Source organism: Parabacteroides sp. PF5-9 (assembly GCF_029893105.1).
In the GTDB taxonomy this organism is placed as follows: Bacteria; Bacteroidota; Bacteroidia; order Bacteroidales; family Tannerellaceae; genus JARXWG01.
In genome coordinates this window covers 60,151-78,615 of the sequence record NZ_JARXWG010000019.1, presented here as the reverse complement: position 1 = coordinate 78,615, position 18,465 = coordinate 60,151, and the positions used below count along the sequence as shown (strand labels likewise).

Genomic DNA, 18,465 nt, shown 5'->3' with positions numbered 1-18,465 from the left:
TATGTTTCAATAAAGTGATGGTGTTATTGGCGTTTGTAAACGCTCTCACTTCTAAATATCTTCTTTCGGCTGATATAAATAGCGCCGTATACTTCGTTTGGGCGTTTTCTCGAATTCTTCCTGGAATAATTTAAAGGAAGAGACACGACTGTAGGCCGGAATCTCCTTATTCAACTGATCGATATTGGTTTGCATAATACCTTCAACGGCTGAATGTTCAATACCATCTTTATCCATATCTTCCAAGTTTGGATAAATCAATGCAACGATCTTTCCACTTTGTGATATCACGATAGATTCGGCTACATACGCCATATTATTCAACTTATCCTCTATCTCTTCCGGATAGATATTTTGTCCGTTAGGACCCAGAATCATCGATTTACTCCGTCCGCGAATGTATAAGAAACCGTCTGCGTCCATTGTCCCCAAATCACCCGTCCGCATCCAGCCGTCTTCCATCATCACCGATTGAGTGGCTTCCTGATTTTTATAATATCCCAACATCACATTTGTTCCACGCACAAGAATTTCTCCTACCACTTTCTCGGGCGATTCGGAATCTATCCGAACTTCCATACGATCGACGATACGTCCGACCGAACCTTGTTTAAAAGTATCCCATTGTTCATAAGCCACCAACGGGCCACACTCCGTCAACCCATAACCGACCGTATATCGGAAATTGATTACACGAAGAAAACTCTCCACCTCCTTATTCAACGCCGCTCCACCAATAACTACTTCTCCAAAATTATCTCCAAATGCTTCATCAAGCTTTTTGGCGACCACCTGAAGTATTTTTTTATTGATAAAAGGAACATTCAATAAAAACTTATTTAGCGGTTTCTCCAATTGAGGAAAAATACGGTTCTTAACAATCTTTTCGATGATCAACGGAACAGCCAATATCAGCGTTGGACGGAGGGTGGCAAAAGCCTCTGTTATGATTTTCGGGCTGGGTGTACGTGTCAGAAAATGCACATGACACCCTTTGCCAACGGAGTTGAGGATCTCAAACGCCAACCCGTACATATGCGCCATCGGAAGCATACAGACAATATTGTCTCCCGCTTTTACAAATGGCACATTCTCATTGGCATATTTCGTGTTACTCCACAGACTGCGATAGGGCAACATCACCCCTTTTGAAAAACTGGTTGTCCCTGAAGTATAATTCAACACGGCCAATTCTTCCGGATCTTCTTTATGATAATGGATATCTTTCGTGCCAAACGAGGCGGGATATTTCTTTTTAAAATAAGTATCGATCTGTTCGCGCACAGAAAAGACCGTTTTCTGCTCTGCCGAAATGATTGAGAAATCATCCAATAACATGAACAACTTGACCTCCGGCATACATTCCTGTGTCATATTCTCCCAGTTATTTCCTCCTGCCAAAACGGCTTTTGCTCCTGAATGATTGACGATATGATGTATATTATCGGGCTTAAAATCATGCAATATAGGGACAACGACCGCACCATAGGCTAAAATACCAAAAAAACTAATGGCCCAGTTCGATGAATTACGACCTACCAAGGCTATTTTATCTCCTTTTTGGATTCCGGCATGTTCGAAAATAATATGCAGTTTCTCTATACGATGGGCGACATCTTTATAGGTGTAGGTTTCTCCTTTATAATCAGAGAAAGCTGGGAGCCCCCAATACTCTTTTATACTATCTGCTATGATTGCTAAAAAACGCTTTTCCATTTTTTTCTATTTTATTGAATAACTCCAGGTTATACCCCTTTGTTGCAAACTTACGTAAAATCTTTGGATTATATAAACAATCGATCTTATGCAAAAGGAATAACCTGTTTGAATTTATCCAAAAAAAAATAACCCGGCAAAAACAAACACTTTTTTATTTATCTTTGGTTGCATTTTGTCTGATTGATTACCTTTAATTTAATATAATTATGAGAACTAACCTGAACATTTGTTTTTTATTGGTTTTAATGCTTTTCTCTCCCTTATTGAATGCTGCTGACCTCCTGGTCGAAGCTGAAAATTTTAAACATAAAGGGGGATGGGTTGTTGATCAACAGTTTATGGATCTGATGGGTTCTTCTTATCTGATGGCTCACGGGATGGGTCAACCTGTGCAACCGGCTTCTACGTTGGTCGATTTTCCGGAAACGGGTACTTATGATGTATTTGTGCGGACATTTAACTGGACATCCACTTGGCATAAAGGGGAAGGTCCGGGGAAATTCAAATTGGGTGTTGGAGATCAGATACTCCCTGAGGTGTTAGGAGTTAAAGGTGACCAATGGATGTGGCAACGTGTGGGCGAGGTAAAAATCAATAATCGTCAGACGACTGTCTCACTGCATGATTTAACGGGATTTAACGGGCGTTGCGACGCCATTTATTTTACAACTCAAAAAGGGAATATCCCTCCTTCCGACCAGGAAGAGTTAGCCGCCTTTAGAAAAAAAATGTCCGGATTTCCGGACATTCCGAAAGAGTCGGGTTCATACGACTTGGTGGTTATCGGTGGTGGAATAGCGGGTATTAGTGCGGCGGTGTCGGCTGCCCGGTTAGGATGCAAAGTAGCTTTAATCAATGATCGTCCGGTATTGGGAGGAAATAACAGCTCGGAAATACGTGTACATCTTGGAGGAAGGATTGAAGCCGGTCTTTACAAAGAGTTGGGTAGTTTACAGAAAGAGTTCGGCCCTGAACGTGGAGGCAATGCGCAACCGGCCGACTTCTATGAGGATGATAAAAAGATGGATGTCGTAACGGCAGAAAAGAATATCTCACTTTTTTCAAATTGTAGGGTGACAGATGTCAGAATGTCGGGACAAAAAATTCAAGCGGTAGTCGGTCGACATATTGAGACAGGTGAAGAGTTGATTTTTAGAGCGCCTCTGTTTTCTGACTGTACGGGTGACGGGACGGTCGGTTATCTGGCTGGTGCCGATTTTGCCATGGGACGTGAAGGCAGCGAAGAGTTTGGAGAAGAGACTGCTCCCGAGCAGGGTGATAAGATGACAATGGGTTCATCAGTGCAGTGGTATTCGTTGGAACATGAAGAGACACAAGGATTTCCTCGCTTTGAATATGGTGTTGAGTTTAATGATCAATCCTGCGAAAAGGTTCCGATGGGTGAATGGACCTGGGAGACCGGAATGAATTATGATCAGATCTATGATTTTGAACGGATCAGAGATTACGGACTGATGGTGGTTTTCTCGAACTGGAGTTACCTGAAAAACAGGTTAAAAGAAAATGAACCGTTTAAAAACAGAGCATTGGAATGGGTCGCTTATATTTCAGGGAAACGGGAATCAAGACGTTTGATAGGCGATTATATGTTGAAAGAGAGTGACCTTAAGAATTATGTGGTGTATGAAGATGGTACTGCCGCTACGACATGGAGCATCGACTTACATTATCCCGATCCGAAAAACACAGCGAATTTCCCGGGGGCTGAGTTTAAATCGATCGCGGTACATATGCCGATTCATCCCTACCCGATACCGTATCGATGTCTCTATTCGCGGAATGTAGAAAACCTGTTTATGGCGGGACGGAATATCAGTGTGACGCATGTGGCGCTGGGTACAATCAGGGTCATGCGTACTACGGGTATGATGGGAGAAGTTGTCGGAATGGCAGCTACGCTGTGTAAAAAACACGGAGTAAACCCGAGAGGCATTTACCAATCGCATCTGAACGATCTGAAAGTGTTGATGACAGAGGGGATTGGCAAGAAAGGATTACCGAATAATCAACAGTATAATGAAGGAAGTACACTCGGTGAATTTCCTGGTAAAAATTAATCGTATATGAAGAAGGTTGTCATCAGATTTTGGGGACTGATTATTGGTTTGCTTTTAATTCCTTTTCAGGGGAATACTATTCAATTCCGGTTTGTCGAAGGTCGTTGTGTGGTTGAATTGAGAAATGATTCCCTCTTCCTTGAAAACGACTTGATCAAACGATCATGGAAATGGAACGGAGGGCATCTTGTTTCTGCGGGATTATGTGATAAAAAGAATGACATTCATTGGGAGGTCAACAACAACAAACCGGATTTATTATTGCCGGGCGAGAAGGATATGGGAGTAGAAGCACTTATCGATGCTGAGATTATTGAACCTTCACTTCAATCTGTTAAACACGTTCAGGTAGCTATACATTATAAATTAGGCACATTAGAGATCAAAAGGTTGTTTAAACTGTACGATGCTGTGCCGGCTATTGCCTGTGAATTCTTTATCCGCGGGAAAGCTTCACAAAATTGGGTCAGGTCATTGAGCCATGCTGCCGATCTGCAGAATATTGAAGTGTTAACATCCAATACAGAAGGAGGTAAAGTGCCAACTCTTGACCATCTCTCACTTTCTGGTAAACACTGGAAGATTGAAGCGGTAGAATTTTTCGATATTACCGACCGCTTCAATACATTGGTTCGTCCTGTTCATGCGCTCTCCTACCGGGATTGTATCTACAGAGGCAACCTATTATTTGCAGAAAACACAGAAAAAGGAGCCGGATTCTTTATGTTGAAAGAAGCACCTACCTCCAATGTACAATTACATTATCCCAATGGAGATTTTCTGACGAATAATGGTTCTTTTCAAATGATCGGTATTGGTGTTGACAGTATTGATCTCAAACCGGATGAATGGACTAAAACCTATAGTTATGCTACCGGGGTATTTCGTTCAAATGAATTTGAAAAGCGAGCTGCATTGAGGAGTTATCAGATGCAACTTCGTCCTTTTCTGGCAGACCGGGATGAGATGGTGATGCTCAATACCTGGGGCGACCGAGGGCAAGATACACGGGTGAATGAAACGTTTTGTCTCAATGAACTGGAGTTGGCATCACAACTGGGCATCACACACTTTCAGATCGATGATGGATGGCAGGCCGGACGTAGTGCGAACTCCGCTTTTGGCGGTTCGTATAAAAACATCTGGGACAATCCGAATTACTGGACTCCCGACCCGGATCGTTTTCCTAATGGATTGGCTCCTATTGTAAAACGCGGGAAAGAGTTAGGCATCGAGGTTTGTTTGTGGTTTAACCCAAGTATTCAGCATGATTATGCTGATTGGGAAAAAGATGCCGATGCACTCATTTCGCTGTATAACACCTATGGGATACGGACGTTTAAGATTGACGGGACAGCTATACCAAATAAACTTTCCGAGAATCGTTTGCGTAGTTTGTATAATAGGGTGATGGAAGCGACAGGCTGGAAAGCAGTATTGAATCTGGATGCTACGGCTGGTAGACGAGGCGGTTATTTCTTTTTTAATGCATATGGTAATATATTCTTGGAGAACAGATATACCGACTGGCAAAATTATTATCCTTACTGGACATTACGTAATTTATGGATGTTATCGAAGTATGTCCCGCCACAAATGTTGCAAATCGAGTTTCTGAATAAATGGAGAAATACGGAAAAATACGGAGATGACAGATTCGCTCCTTCACAATACGCTTTTGACTACCTTTTTGCAATTACGATGGCCGCACAGCCTTTGGCTTGGTTCGAAGCAGCCAATTTACCTCAGGAAGCGTTTATTACAGGAGAACTTATTAAAACATATAAAACGATTCAACATGACCTTCACCAAGGGTATATTCTTCCTATCGGAGAAGAGCCCTCAGGCAGATCATGGTCGGGTTTCCAATCCGTGAAAGAAAACAGTGGCTATTTTCTGATTTTCAGAGAAAATAACGAACAAACCGTTTGTAAAATCCCTACATATCTGAAGGCTTATCAATCGATCAGATTAACGCATCTGGCAGGTTCAGGCGACTCTTTTGAAACAAAAACAGATGCCAATGGAGAAATCTCTTTCTCTTTGCCGGAAGTCAACTCTTTCGGACTTTATCGGTATGTTGTCAATTCGCAACAATAAGATTTTTCATTACAAAAAAAATAGAATTATGAATTCCAATTTATTCCATCCACTACTTTTTGCATTTGTCATTTGTCTATCTCTTCTATTTATACAATGCCAGGAGAAAAAGAGTTCTTCACTGGGTCATGTGAGCGTTGAAGGTGGAGTAGTCTCGGGAAAGATGACTTCATCTCCTGATGTGATGCTTTTTGCCGGAGTGCCCTATGCAGCTCCTCCGACAGGCGACCTGCGTTGGCGGGAACCTCAACCGGTGATCCCCTGGGAAGGAGTCAAAACCGCGACTGAGTTCCCCAAAATTTGTCCGCAGTATGGCATGGAACCAGGTTCGTTTTATGAAAAAGAGTTTTACCAGGATGGATTGCCGGAGACAAGTGAAGATTGTCTATACCTGAATGTATGGACTCCAGCGAAGAGCAATCAGGAGAAATTGCCGGTAGTCATGTGGGTACACGGTGGCGCTTTTGATCATGGTTGGGGGCACGAACTTGAATTTGATGGTGACGCATTTGCCCGAAAAGGAGTTATTCTTGTAACAATCAATTACCGGGTGGGCGTATTCGGTTTTATGGCACACCCTTGGTTAGATGAAGAATCTCCCAAGAATGTTTCTGGTAATTATGCCATTCTCGATCAGGTTGCGGCTTTAAAATGGATCCGAAATAATATTTCGGGATTCGGCGGTGATCCGGATAAGATCACAATTATGGGACAGAGCGCCGGAGCACGCAGTATGATGGCCTTACTCGCTACCCCGCTGACCAAAGGCCTGATTCATGGAGCAATTATCCAAAGTGGTGGAGGTTATCGCAGAGGAAGGCCGATGCCGACTCTTCAGGAACAGGAAACAGGATGTATCGCTTTTGCCGACTATTTAGGGGCAAAAAACCTGGAAGAATTAAGGACTGTTCCGGCAATACAACTGATGGATTCAAGAAACAGATTTAATACCGAACGCCGGGAGAACAACGAAAGTGGTTTCGCTTTTTCAACAAATATAGACGATTATGTTTTTCCGGAAGATATCGATGTCTGCCTGGATAATGGTAATCAACACCTGATTCCTGCCATTATCGGTTATAACTCACAAGACGGTTCACCTGAAAATCTGAAACGGGCAGCCACCGAGTGGAGTACCATCCGTATATCACAGGAGCAACCCAACACCTATATTTATCTTTTTCAACGCCAGATGCCTGGAGATGATGCCGGAGCATTCCACTCCGCAGAATTATGGTATATGTTCGGAACACTGGAGCGCAGTTGGCGTCCGTTTACAATACAGGATCGTACACTTTCTGAAAAGATGATTGATTACTGGAGTAACTTTATAAAAACAGGTAATCCGAATGGCAAAAATTTGGAAAGATGGACACCATACGACAATGAACAGAAGTTCATCAAGATCTTAGATATTGAATAATTTCTACCTTTGTGGACGAAATTGAATCAAAAAATATGATGGAGTGGACCCGATTACTTTCCGACAAACGGTTCGGAATGGAAGAATATAGTGACCGTAAACATGAACGTACTGATTTTCAGCGTGACTATGACAGGCTTGTTTTTTCGTCTCCTTTCAGGAGGTTGCAGAATAAAACACAGGTTTTTCCACTTCCGGGTCACATTTTCGTCCACAACCGACTGACTCACAGCCTTGAGGTCTCTTGTGTCGGTCGGTCGCTCGGAAATAATGTCTCCAAAGGACTGATCAGAAAATATCCCGACGGCAGTCCGAATCTGTCGGAGATCGGGGCTATTGTCTCAGCGGCCTGTCTGGCTCATGATATGGGGAACCCTCCTTTCGGACATTCGGGCGAAAGGGCTATTTCAGCTTTCTTCGATGAAGGCGGAGAAGGGGAAAAATGGAAAAATGATGTTCAAAAAGAAGGAGGTCGTTGGTCCGATTTTGTTCACTTTGAAGGTAATGCGAATGCCTTACGTTTATTGACGCATCAGTTTCTTGGTCGCCGTAAAGGCGGATTTGCCTTGACTTACAGCACGCTTGCTTCAATCATTAAATACCCATATTCCTCGAATTTATCGGGTAAAAAAGGAAAATTCGGTTTTTTTCAAACGGAAGAAGAATCTTATTTGCGAATTGCAAAAGAACTGGGTATTTGTTGCAATCCGAGCGAACCGGAGAAGTTTGCCCGTTATCCATTGGTTTTTCTGGTAGAAGCAGCAGATGATATCTGTTATCAGATTATGGACATTGAAGATGCCTGTAAACTACATATTATCACTTACGCTGAAGCGATCGATTTATTGATTGACTTTTTTGAAGGAGAAAAAAGAGAGCATATTCTCCGTATCATGAAAATGGTGGATGATAAAAACGAACAACTGGCTTATCTGCGCTCAAGTATTATCGGGTTATTGGTGGATGAATGTTCGCGCGTATTTTTAGAGAATGAAGAAACTATTCTGAACGGCACATTCGGGTCTCCTTTAATTGGACAGATCAGTGACCCTGCAAGAAGTGCCTATGCAAATTGTTCGAAAATGGCTTGTGATAAGATTTACCGGGCAAAGGATGTGGTCGATGTGGAACTGGCCGGCCATCATATCTTTAGCCGGCTGATCAATATATTTACCGATGCTTTGATGCACCAGGGTCAACCATACAGCAAACTTTTATTACAACGTATCCCTGAACAATATGATACAAATGTGACTTCCACATACGGCAAGATTCAGTGTGTACTGGACTTTATCTCTGGAATGACCGATGTCTATGCATTGGATCTCTACCGCAAGGTCACAGGAATGGGTTTACCTGCCGTCTGAAAAAGGTTCGAAGAACAACGGCAGATGATCGGGATTCAAGATATAATGAACAGATTGGCGTAATCCTTTCTCCGCTTCTATAACCCCGCAAGGATAACCCACTACTGAGAGCATTTCCCAATCGTTCATGGAATTTCCTATGGCGACCACCTTTTCAGGATGAAGATTCATCTTTGAACAGATGGTCAATAATCCGTTTTTCTTCCCGGCTTTAGCATCTACGATAGTCAGGACAGAACCTTTTTCCTGTATATTGTATCTATCGCCAAGTAACGTCCTGATTTGCTCTGTACTTTCAGACAAAACAACTCTTATCACATATTTGTAAACACCATTTTCCGCCTGATATTCCCGGATATAATAATCTTCATCAATTTCCGGAAGAGGAATAAGAGGGGTTAGCGGAATATATTCATTTTGTCCATTATAACACAAATGCCCCCCATCGGCAAAAACACCTCCGGTAAACAATAAAAACAAATTTCCCAAACGGCGCTTAGCCAAATCAAACGGAAGAGATGTAGCCAGATAAAGCGGTATTTTACCCGCTAATAGCTTTAATGCGTCTCGGTAAGAATCAGGTATTTTACCTTGTCCGTCTGTCAATGTTCCGTCAATATCAAAGAACATCGCTTCTACTTTCCGCTTTTCGGGAATACGAAAGAATCCCCCCTCTCCCATCATTTGGGCTAAAGGGGTATTTTTAAGATTACTATATGCAATATAGCAATCACATCGTTCCTTCCGGCAAAAGGGTTCTGTTAAAGAAGAAAGAGACGTTATACGGCCAACCTTCAAAGGGTTGCGGGGACAAGGATAGACATCCCCCGAATGATCGATAAAAACAGTCTCACGCCCCCCACTACAGACACGCATATCCGCTTTTGCATTTCTGTAATCAAACAGAAAAAACGGGTCTAAAGAGGTAAAACAAGCTAAATCTTCATCGGTCAACAGTTCCGTTTTCCCCTGCATGGCATTAATAAACAAATAGATTCGTTTATCCAGTTGCTCACGTAGTAAAGCGATGGTTGCTTTACTTTTCTTATGACCGACAACACCGACGCATACATCCAAACCGGATTGATACAACCCGTGTACCTTCTCTACAAAAGTCTCCGGTTCAACCATCTCCGGATGAAAACTCGCCCACAACTTTATCTTTGAACGATCGGCCTGCAGTTCTTTTATCTGTTCCAAAAAGAGATCCGGAGAAAAAGAGAGGTTGGTCTGACAGGATATACCTCTGACCTGTGGCAACAAGGATAAGCGAATCAGAACCTCCCTGTAATAAGGATGTATCAGTCCTTCCCCATAAGGGATAAATAGAATACGCACAGGTTCGGTCAGTAAACTGATCTGTTCATAAAAAAGACGAAGCGACTGTTCCTCCTTCTCCCAGTCGACCACGGAACTCTTCTTTCCGAAAGAACAATACGAACAGTGATAGTTACACGACTTCAGTCTGCTCCTAAAATAGATATTCCGAACCGTACTCATACTAATAGATATGAATCCATACGTTCTTTCACTCCGGAGGAGATAAACCGTTGACCGATATCATCAGAAAAGGCCATACCTTCGGCTGTTAAACGGATAAAACCGCCCTTATCCTCCACATATCCCTGATCGATAAGCGATTGAAAGAGGTGCGCCGGCAGATCCGTTTCAAAACGACGTCTGTAATCCTCCCGTTCAATTCCACGATAATACATCAGATTTTTAATGATATACCGTTGTTGTTTCTCTTCCTCAGATAAAAAATAACCATTCGTTATATGGGTAAAATCTGTCGTTTGAATGTACGCATCTATAATAGATCTGATGGCAGGTTGACTCACGGCATAAGGCGTTGCAAAATGAAAATTACCCACATAACTACGTCCGCCACATCCGCAGGAGAGGATCGTCTCGTCACCACAGGTATATTCCAGGTCGGTCGTTTTATTCCGGACAAACCGCCTCATGGATGTTTGCGTAAATCCTTCTCCGGTCAATAAATCACGTCCACCTTTATACATCTCGAAAAGCAGTTCATTCCTCGCCTTCGTCGAGATCCTCACACCCCTTCGCACATAAAGCGGATAAAGAAACAACTCCGTGGGCTGATACGTTATCGCTTTTTGAATAATAGACAGAAAACTGTCTACCGTCTGCCCCTCGATACCATAGATCAGATCCATATTAAACTGAGGAAAACCGATCTGAGCAATTGCATCCAAAGCAGTTTCAACGGTTTCGATAGTTGTTTGCCGCTTTATCTGCTTCAACTCCCCGGGAAGAAAACTTTGAACCCCCATACTCAGCCGCGAAATCCCTTTCTCTTTCAGCAACCTTAATTTGTCGACACTTGCATAATCAGGAGAGGTCTCGATAGAGGTAAATACCTTTTCCGGTGATATCCCGAATTTTAATGCCAGATTGAACAAACGCTCCAACTGGCCGGTAGTCAATACCAAAGGCGTACCACCTCCGATGGCAAAAGAACTGAATAATAAATCCTCCGTCAACTCCGACAATTGCAATACATGCCTCTCCACCGCATCCAGATAGGCATCTATCCGCGAGGCATTACACCCCTGTTCTGAAAACAGATTACAGAATCCACATTTATACCGACAAAAAGGGATATGAAAATAAAGGCCAGCATCCTGTTTCCCCAACGTTTTGATATAAGAAGCTATATCAACCGAAGGGTTTAACATCCGATAGGCAGTCTTATGCGGATAGCTGTACATATACTGTAAATATTGTGGAATTCGTCTATTCATTTCAGGATAAAATGTTTATAAGGAACAGTATAAACAACTTCGTGCGACACACAATGGTTTGTAAATCCATCTTCGCCGTAACAGGTGCCATGATCAGAAAAAGCGATCACCAAGGCGCCGCCACGTTGACTGAAAGCGTCGAATAAGCGGGGCAACTGACTATCCACGTAACGTAATGCTGCCGCATGTGTCTGTCTGTCATCTGCCTTTTTCCCCTCCAGATAATGGTAGTTCGGATAGTGGATCGCCGAAAAGTTGATATACATAAACAGCCTTTTATCCAAGGGATAATCGGCGATTTTGTCGACAGCAAAGTCAACCTGGTTTTCCGCACTATGTTTCTCCGGGCAACCGAATGTCGGCTTCCAGTAGCTTTTATGAAAATATCCGGGAAAGACCTTTCCGATTTCATTGAGTTTACTGAAAAAACGCACACCACCGATACAGATCGTCTCATAACCATCCTGATACAAACTTTCGACAAACGTAGCTGTCTCAAACTCATAACTACCCGGCGGAGCGACGCGACTTGTGCCGACCCGTTTGGGATAAAAAAGCCATTGCCTCTCCTTAAAATCGTGCGCATCAGCCGGCGAAGGGAAAAAACCTGCAAATATGGCGAAATGAGAAGGATAGGTGAAATTACCCGGTGCATGCCTTTTCTCCCAGCCTCCACCATAGCTGTTAAGTACCGGTGTTCCGCCGGATCGCTCTTCAGCTATGGCCACATCATAACGCAAGGTATCCAGACATATCATCAGTATATCCTGTTTCCCTATAATCTCACGCATATCTATATTCATACAAGCGATAACTGTTCTTTGTATATGTTGTTTTCGTGATATATATCCCGGTGAATATGGTCGCCCTGCCCGTTTACTTCGATAATATAAGGGAGCATCGTATCTCTTTCTATAAGTATATCAACCCCGCCATATTGCAACCCCGACAATTCGACTGCACGAACACTTTGTCTGTCTATTTCTTCTTTCAACTCTTCCGGCAAAAGAAGTTCGTCAAATGACTCTGCCCTGTTATTCAGATGCAAATTCGTAATAACCCCTTTACTGCATCTGACGACTACATATTTGGGTTGTCCGAATTGAACAACCACTCGTAAGTCATAATTTTCACCTTCAAAACTGTCTTTCACCACCCACTCTTCGACCAGGGCTCCTTGCTGAAAGACGGTATCTGTCAATAATGCGATCGTTTTCAGATCCGTAAACCGGTTGATGCGTTTGGTATTAAACACATAATCCTCTTTCAACGACAAAGTTGTATAGGCCACCAATCCCCCCGATTTCCGATGTTGCCTCAATGCCATTATTCCACCCGCTCCAGAGCCGTAGCGGGGTTTGATAAATACTTTCGAATGACCACCCGAGGAAAGCAGACAGATCAATTCGTCAAAACAGGTAATCGCAGAAGACAATAAAGGTGTTGTTGGCAATCCGGAAAGTCGTTCTTTATTTTTCACCTTATCCAAGGTAGACAAAATAGCCTCCGGACGGTTCAGAAAGCGGACTTGATCTGCAATATGCATCAAACGAATACGTTCCAACAAGCGAATATAGTCCCTGCATAATTGATGATATATAACAAAACCGGCCTCCTGATAAACAGGAGGTTCCAGCTTTATCAGTACATGATCATAACCGGAAAGACTGTTTTCCAACTCATCGTATGTGATGAAACGGGTATCGATACCAAGATCCGTCCCCGCTTTGATAAAATAAGTTGTCCGGAGAGAAACTTCGTTACTGACGACCAGCGCCTGCATTTATTCCGTGATCAAAGGGAATCCGCCCCACTCTTCGTAGTCTTCGTCGATATCCTGTGCATCGGAAACATTCACCTTTACCGGCAATTGAGATAACTTCTTCTGCATCTCTTCCGTCAGGTAGTTATACTCCATATCGATAAACTTAAGGTGTTTGAGTTTATCCACATTATCGAGCAACAGTTGTCCACCCTTATCGGTTAATACACCTGCCGAGATATCCATTGTTTCCAACTGAGGCAAGATATCCGAAGAAAGGAACAATTCTACCACCTGATCTTCTTCTACGGCATTTATGATACCGAGATAGTTCAGTTTCGGAAATTTATTTTTTGAGAATAATGGCTTAAACTGATCGATCGAACCATCATATCCGTAATCATCTACCCCTACATACAGGATTAATTTCTCCAGATTGGGAAAATCCGATTTGATCACATCGTCGACAACCGAAGTAGGAAGCCCGCCACTGATAATCTCCAAAGAGATGATCTCCGGACGTTGTTTTTGTCCGATACTTAAACCATTCGTCCCTTTTATTTTCAAATCCTTCAGTTTAGGCATACCATCCAACAAAACCGACAAATCGGTTTGCTCGATCCACGACACCTCCGATTCTTCCCCGTCGATATCCCCCCAGAACAGTCCTTCGATATGCGCAAATTTCTCTTTATGGGCAATCATGCCATCAACCAATTCCTGACAATCACCCGATTCGTAGTCCCAGCAACCGATGGTCAACTGTTTGATGTCAGCCAACTTTTTATCATTCAAAATCTTATCCAACAAATCCTTCTGTGTTTTCCCGTTATCGTAATCATCATACGATAGCTTATATTTCTTGGCCTCCACCTTCATCTCTTTGGCCGCCTCTTCTGCCGTTTCGACATACCCTTTTTTTGTTTTTTCGGCAATCAGTTTATTGGCTTGTTTTTCGGCCTCTTCGGGCGAAGCAAATGTTTTTTCCTGGAATTGCCCCTCTGTGCCGAGTTTACCATAATTCACAGTAAAGCCGTTACCCTGCAGATCAATACTCCAAAATTTCTGGGATTTAAAATCCTGAAATACAAAGACTCGTTTCATACGTCATTTATTTTGTTATTTGATAAAATTCTCCCCACCCCATCACCAGATAGTCACGTTTGATCGCTTCCATTTTCTGGAAAGTCAGCCAAAAGGCTTCCCGGTGGTCGATGGTATGTCCCATCTCATTTTCATGCCCGGTAACAACCAATTTCGGTTTAAAGCCTTCCACCAGGTCGTTCATCCGGTGCGTCCAACAGTTCACCACCAAGACATCCAACGAAGGTATTTCTTTGTGGATATCGACAATCCACTCCATATCCTCTTTATTGTATTGATCGCCGATATGGGCAATCGTTTGTTTTTCGGGCATTGTTACAACATAAATATTATTGATCAACTCGCTCTGATGACCAGGGAAAATCTTGACCGCTACGCTCTGCCCCCGACCAAGTGTCAACTGCTTTTCCACAGGTTGTTCAAACCGCAGGTGCTGCACCTCTTTATTCTTCTCCCATAAATTGGTTGGAGCGATGACCGGTTTGCCGGCTTTCAGAAACAGATCGGCCACTACCGGATCACCATGATCACCATGATTATGCGTGATAAACAACGCATCACACTGATCGACAATCCGGGCGATCAGCGAATCGGGAATCATCGTTTGACCATTACATGAACCACGGACAAGATCAAAAGCAATGGCTGCCGACGGAGTACGGACGACAAAACCATCGTTATACACTTTATATATTTTCATCCCTTCACTGACCGGCTCACAAAGATCCGCAACAACCTTATTGACACGTGACAAGAGGAAATGATTGAATGGCTCACTGTTGTCATATTTGGTTTCATGAAGCATAGCATCCAGAGTATAAAGAGCCAGTTTCCGAGCCATCGGTGCTCCTGTCACCGGAGGATTTTCGGTTAATGCCTGGTCGATCAAACCAAACATATGGAAAGCCTGATTATGTAAATAGGCTTCCGATTTTCCCCAGAAAGCGCCCTCTTCTCCCGCGTTCGTGGCCTGGGCGTTCACCGGCTTGGGCATAAATAAAAAGAGGCAAAGTCCGCCTGTACAGATCAGTGTGTAAAAGAAGTTTTTCATACAGCATTATTTTTTTGAGTAGCCCAATACGTTTACAGGTCACTCGGGATTTATATTTACGATTTACTCCACGACAATATCAAATTGGTCAAAATCTCCCGTCCGGTGCGCCAGATGTTTGGTGGAAGGAGAGATCCCGAACAAAGGAGAATAGGTTTTGACCTTGATCGTTTTGCCATCAGGCATAAACTCCAGGATGCGCAACCATCCGTCGCCTCCATTGCCTTCCCAGCCACCACCAAGAACCTGCACGTTGAACATCATCTGATGTACATTTCTCCCGGCCACATTCTTGTCGACCCGGTAAGCCACTGAGTCTTCAAAATCTCCGGGATTTCCGGTATGCCCACAGATCACCATACAGATATTACTCGACGGCTCGATCAATTTCTGCCAGATCGCTTCCCCCCAATTGTGTGGCGCGATACTGTATTTTTCATTATCGGTTCGTTGGGCTGTGCGTTGACGAAGGAAAGAGTGCGTCATAAAAATTACCTTATGATCGCGATATTCTTCCTTGGCAGCCAACTCCTTAGCCCAGTCGAGCACCTCGTCGCGCGGAGCAAACTCGGAAGTGATCACCAAAATCTTACCCCAGTGCGGTTCGACAAACTCATAAGCCGAGTTTTCCAACGACTCCGCACCGTTCCTGTTGGGATATACGCTGACACAGATATCCCGCCATGCTCTGTTGCGCTCAAAAGGAAAATATTCAGGGAACTGGGTACGGCTATTCTCCGCACTGCGATAGCCATAATCATGATTACCGGCAGAAATAATATAAGGCACTTTGTGGTCTAACCGTTCGAAAGCACGCGAGACAGCACTCCACATCTCCCGGCCGGTCTGATTGACCATCTTGCGGTTGCGCACAATATTCTCATTCTGCTCAACGAGATCACCGGTACACAATACCGCTTTGATATGAAGTTGATCGACATTATCCGCAATCCAGGCCGTACAGAGCTCAAACAACGGCTGATTGATATCATACTTTATGTATCCTTGCGGATCACCCAGCAGAATCATAGAGAACGATCCTGGGTTTGTCAGTTGTTGTTGATCCGCCCGTTGCTGTGCAACAGTAGTGAAAGCGGTACTCAATAGACAACAGATAGCGAGTAGTAAGTTTTTCATGTTATATTATTTAAAGGTAAATTCGATTTGGAGTGTGTGGCTCATTCATCTCCTGCAAAAATATATATTTTCCAAAGATATAAAATTTATACCGGGTCTCAAAAGCGACCAAACGCTTTGATGCAGATCTAAATAATTAAGTAGGGAGACGCTCTATCTGCTTTTTTCTATCATCCTAAGGATATAATAACATTATCTCAAGGATATAAAAACATCATTCTGACTGTTTTTTTGTTACACCTACCTCTGTTTTCTGTTAGAGGTACGTCTAAAACAATTTAGAGGTACGTCTAAATCCGTTTAGAGGTACGTCTAAAATCATTTAGAGGTACCTCTAACAAAAAAGTGTCCATTATATTTCAAATAAACCGACGGCAAGGTGACGGTTTTTGTTTGGAATCGTTTTACCAGAACTCTTAAAGGAGGGATTTTTTTGATCCTCAAAGGATCTTATTGGGATAGTCTGTAATAAGACCATGGTTTATATAGATATTAAATGAAATTTCGATTGTTGATTCGCCGCATTTTTTTTAATAATCCGCAACAAAATAGAGAAAAATGCTTATCCTTGTAACGGGTTAAATAGGGAGATTATGATAAATCGTAGATCGCCCTTAATCAATGATAAGCTTCATCTAATATTTACTTATTAAAATAGGATATGAAAAATCCATTTACAATTTCAGCTACGCTCCTACTTCTATTAGTTGTTGGTGGTAGCATGTACACAATCGAATACACAAGACGATGAATTTATTACTGTCGATGTGACGGCAAAGTATCCTAAGAAGGAACTGATTCTTCAAGACATTATGGATGTAGAATATATCCCTTTGGAAACTACTGAGGAATTTATTACCCAAGGTGTGGTCATGGATATTGGCCAGGAACTCATAATTGTAAGAAACCGGATGGTAGATGGGGCTATTTTTTTCTTTGACAGGAGTGGTAAAGGTTTAAGAAAAATAAACCGAATGGGACAAGGCGGGGAAGAATATTTTGTCTATCTGTCGGGAGGTTTCATTTTAGACGAGGATAAAGAAGAAATCTTTATAAACGATGGTATTCGGTTTTCATTTATTGTATATGACTTATATGGTAATTTTAAAAGAAAAATCCGATATAAAGAAGGACCTTTTATAACCAATGCATTTAATTTTGATAAAGATCATATCTTATGCATGGAAGAATTTTGGCCGGAATATGATGAGATCAGTCATAGAAATTCTTTTTTTCTTATATCCAAAACGGATGGGAGTACGAATGAAGTGGAAATTCCTTTTAAAAAGAAATTATCTACTATCTTAACGATACAAAATGAGCAAGGAGATGTTATCGATGCATTCGGACCTCTCAATTGCCTTATCTCACCTTTTCAAAATAATTGGATATTAACCGAACCGTCATCTGATACCATCTATCGTTATCTTTCTGATGCTACTATGCACCCCTTTATAGTGAGAACCCCATCAGTGCAATCAATGCATCCTGAAATATTTCTTTTCCCGGGTGTTCTGACCAATCGCTATTATTTTATGCAAACCATAAAAAAGGAGACTGACCCGGTTAACGATACCGGATTATTGACTACGAATTTAGTTTATGATAAGCAGGAAAAAAAGATATACCAATATGCAGTAAGCAATAGAGACTTCATGCATAGAACTGAAGATTTGTCAGTAAGAGCAGTAAATCAAGACTCCTTTTATTTTATATTGGAAGCTTATGAACTGGTTGAAGCCTACGAAAAAGGTTTTCTTAGCGGTGAGTTAAAAGAAATCGCCGCTAACTTAAACGAAGAGTCCAATCCTGTGATTATGCTGGCGAAGTATAAAAAAACAGAATAACACTTGACGAGTATTGTTAACAAAAGAAATCCTCCGTTTCGTTAATAAATGTAAATGATTTAACCCGGCATTAAACTTAAACTGTTAATTCCGGTCTATCCTTTCG

The 18,465-nt window shown here is 42.4% G+C and carries 12 protein-coding genes and 1 pseudogene; 5 read left to right on the top strand and 8 right to left on the bottom strand.

The features are described 5' to 3' along the window. Positions 1-51 precede the first annotated feature (51 nt). A complete protein-coding gene (locus M2135_RS11725; RefSeq protein WP_280748695.1) occupies positions 52-1,716 on the bottom strand; it encodes an AMP-binding protein in 1,665 nt (554 codons plus the stop codon). A 209-nt stretch (positions 1,717-1,925) separates the two neighbouring features. On the opposite strand from M2135_RS11725, the gene M2135_RS11720 reads away from it, so the two are divergent. The 4 genes from M2135_RS11720 to dgt are packed head-to-tail and all read left to right on the top strand — an operon-like array spanning position 1,926 to position 8,687. Further along, positions 1,926-3,797 carry an FAD-dependent oxidoreductase gene (locus M2135_RS11720; RefSeq protein ID WP_280748694.1) on the top strand — a complete coding sequence of 624 codons (1,872 nt, stop codon included), beginning with the start codon at positions 1,926-1,928 and terminating at the stop codon, positions 3,795-3,797. A 6-nt stretch (positions 3,798-3,803) separates the two neighbouring features. Then, entirely contained in the window at positions 3,804-5,897 is a 2,094-nt protein-coding gene (locus tag M2135_RS11715) for an alpha-galactosidase (RefSeq protein WP_280748693.1), read from the top strand. A 28-nt stretch (positions 5,898-5,925) separates the two neighbouring features. After that, positions 5,926-7,320, top strand: a complete 1,395-nt coding sequence (locus M2135_RS11710; protein WP_280748692.1) for a carboxylesterase family protein — start codon at positions 5,926-5,928, stop codon at positions 7,318-7,320. A gap of 38 nt (positions 7,321-7,358) precedes the next feature. Beyond that, a complete protein-coding gene (gene dgt, locus M2135_RS11705; protein ID WP_280748712.1) occupies positions 7,359-8,687 on the top strand; it encodes a dGTP triphosphohydrolase in 1,329 nt (442 codons plus the stop codon). Here the strand turns inward: dgt and M2135_RS11700 are convergent. The 7 genes from M2135_RS11700 to M2135_RS11670 form a co-directional block, all read right to left on the bottom strand. Further along, positions 8,673-10,187 carry an STM4011 family radical SAM protein gene (locus M2135_RS11700; protein WP_280748691.1) on the bottom strand — a complete coding sequence of 505 codons (1,515 nt, stop codon included), beginning with the start codon at positions 10,185-10,187 and terminating at the stop codon, positions 8,673-8,675. The genes dgt and M2135_RS11700 overlap by 15 nt on opposite strands. Next, a complete protein-coding gene (locus tag M2135_RS11695; RefSeq protein ID WP_280748690.1) occupies positions 10,184-11,458 on the bottom strand; it encodes an STM4012 family radical SAM protein in 1,275 nt (424 codons plus the stop codon). The genes M2135_RS11700 and M2135_RS11695 overlap by 4 nt, the downstream gene beginning before the upstream one ends. Then, complete coding sequence (locus tag M2135_RS11690) at positions 11,455-12,261, bottom strand: STM4013/SEN3800 family hydrolase (protein WP_280748689.1); 807 nt, start codon at positions 12,259-12,261, stop codon at positions 11,455-11,457. The genes M2135_RS11695 and M2135_RS11690 overlap by 4 nt, the downstream gene beginning before the upstream one ends. Further along, on the bottom strand, positions 12,258-13,241 hold the full coding sequence (locus M2135_RS11685; protein ID WP_280748688.1) for an STM4014 family protein: 984 nt from the start codon (positions 13,239-13,241) through the stop codon (positions 12,258-12,260). The genes M2135_RS11690 and M2135_RS11685 overlap by 4 nt, the downstream gene beginning before the upstream one ends. Then, on the bottom strand, positions 13,242-14,324 hold the full coding sequence (locus tag M2135_RS11680; RefSeq protein ID WP_280748687.1) for an STM4015 family protein: 1,083 nt from the start codon (positions 14,322-14,324) through the stop codon (positions 13,242-13,244). Positions 14,325-14,331: 7 nt separating this feature from the next. After that, positions 14,332-15,375 carry an MBL fold metallo-hydrolase gene (locus tag M2135_RS11675; protein ID WP_280748686.1) on the bottom strand — a complete coding sequence of 348 codons (1,044 nt, stop codon included), beginning with the start codon at positions 15,373-15,375 and terminating at the stop codon, positions 14,332-14,334. A 63-nt stretch (positions 15,376-15,438) separates the two neighbouring features. Further along, a complete protein-coding gene (locus tag M2135_RS11670; RefSeq protein WP_280748685.1) occupies positions 15,439-16,512 on the bottom strand; it encodes a metallophosphoesterase in 1,074 nt (357 codons plus the stop codon). A 661-nt stretch (positions 16,513-17,173) separates the two neighbouring features. Between M2135_RS11670 and M2135_RS11665 the strand changes: the two are divergent. After that, positions 17,174-18,359, top strand: a pseudogene (locus M2135_RS11665) (6-bladed beta-propeller). The last annotated feature ends 106 nt before the right edge of the window (positions 18,360-18,465 follow it).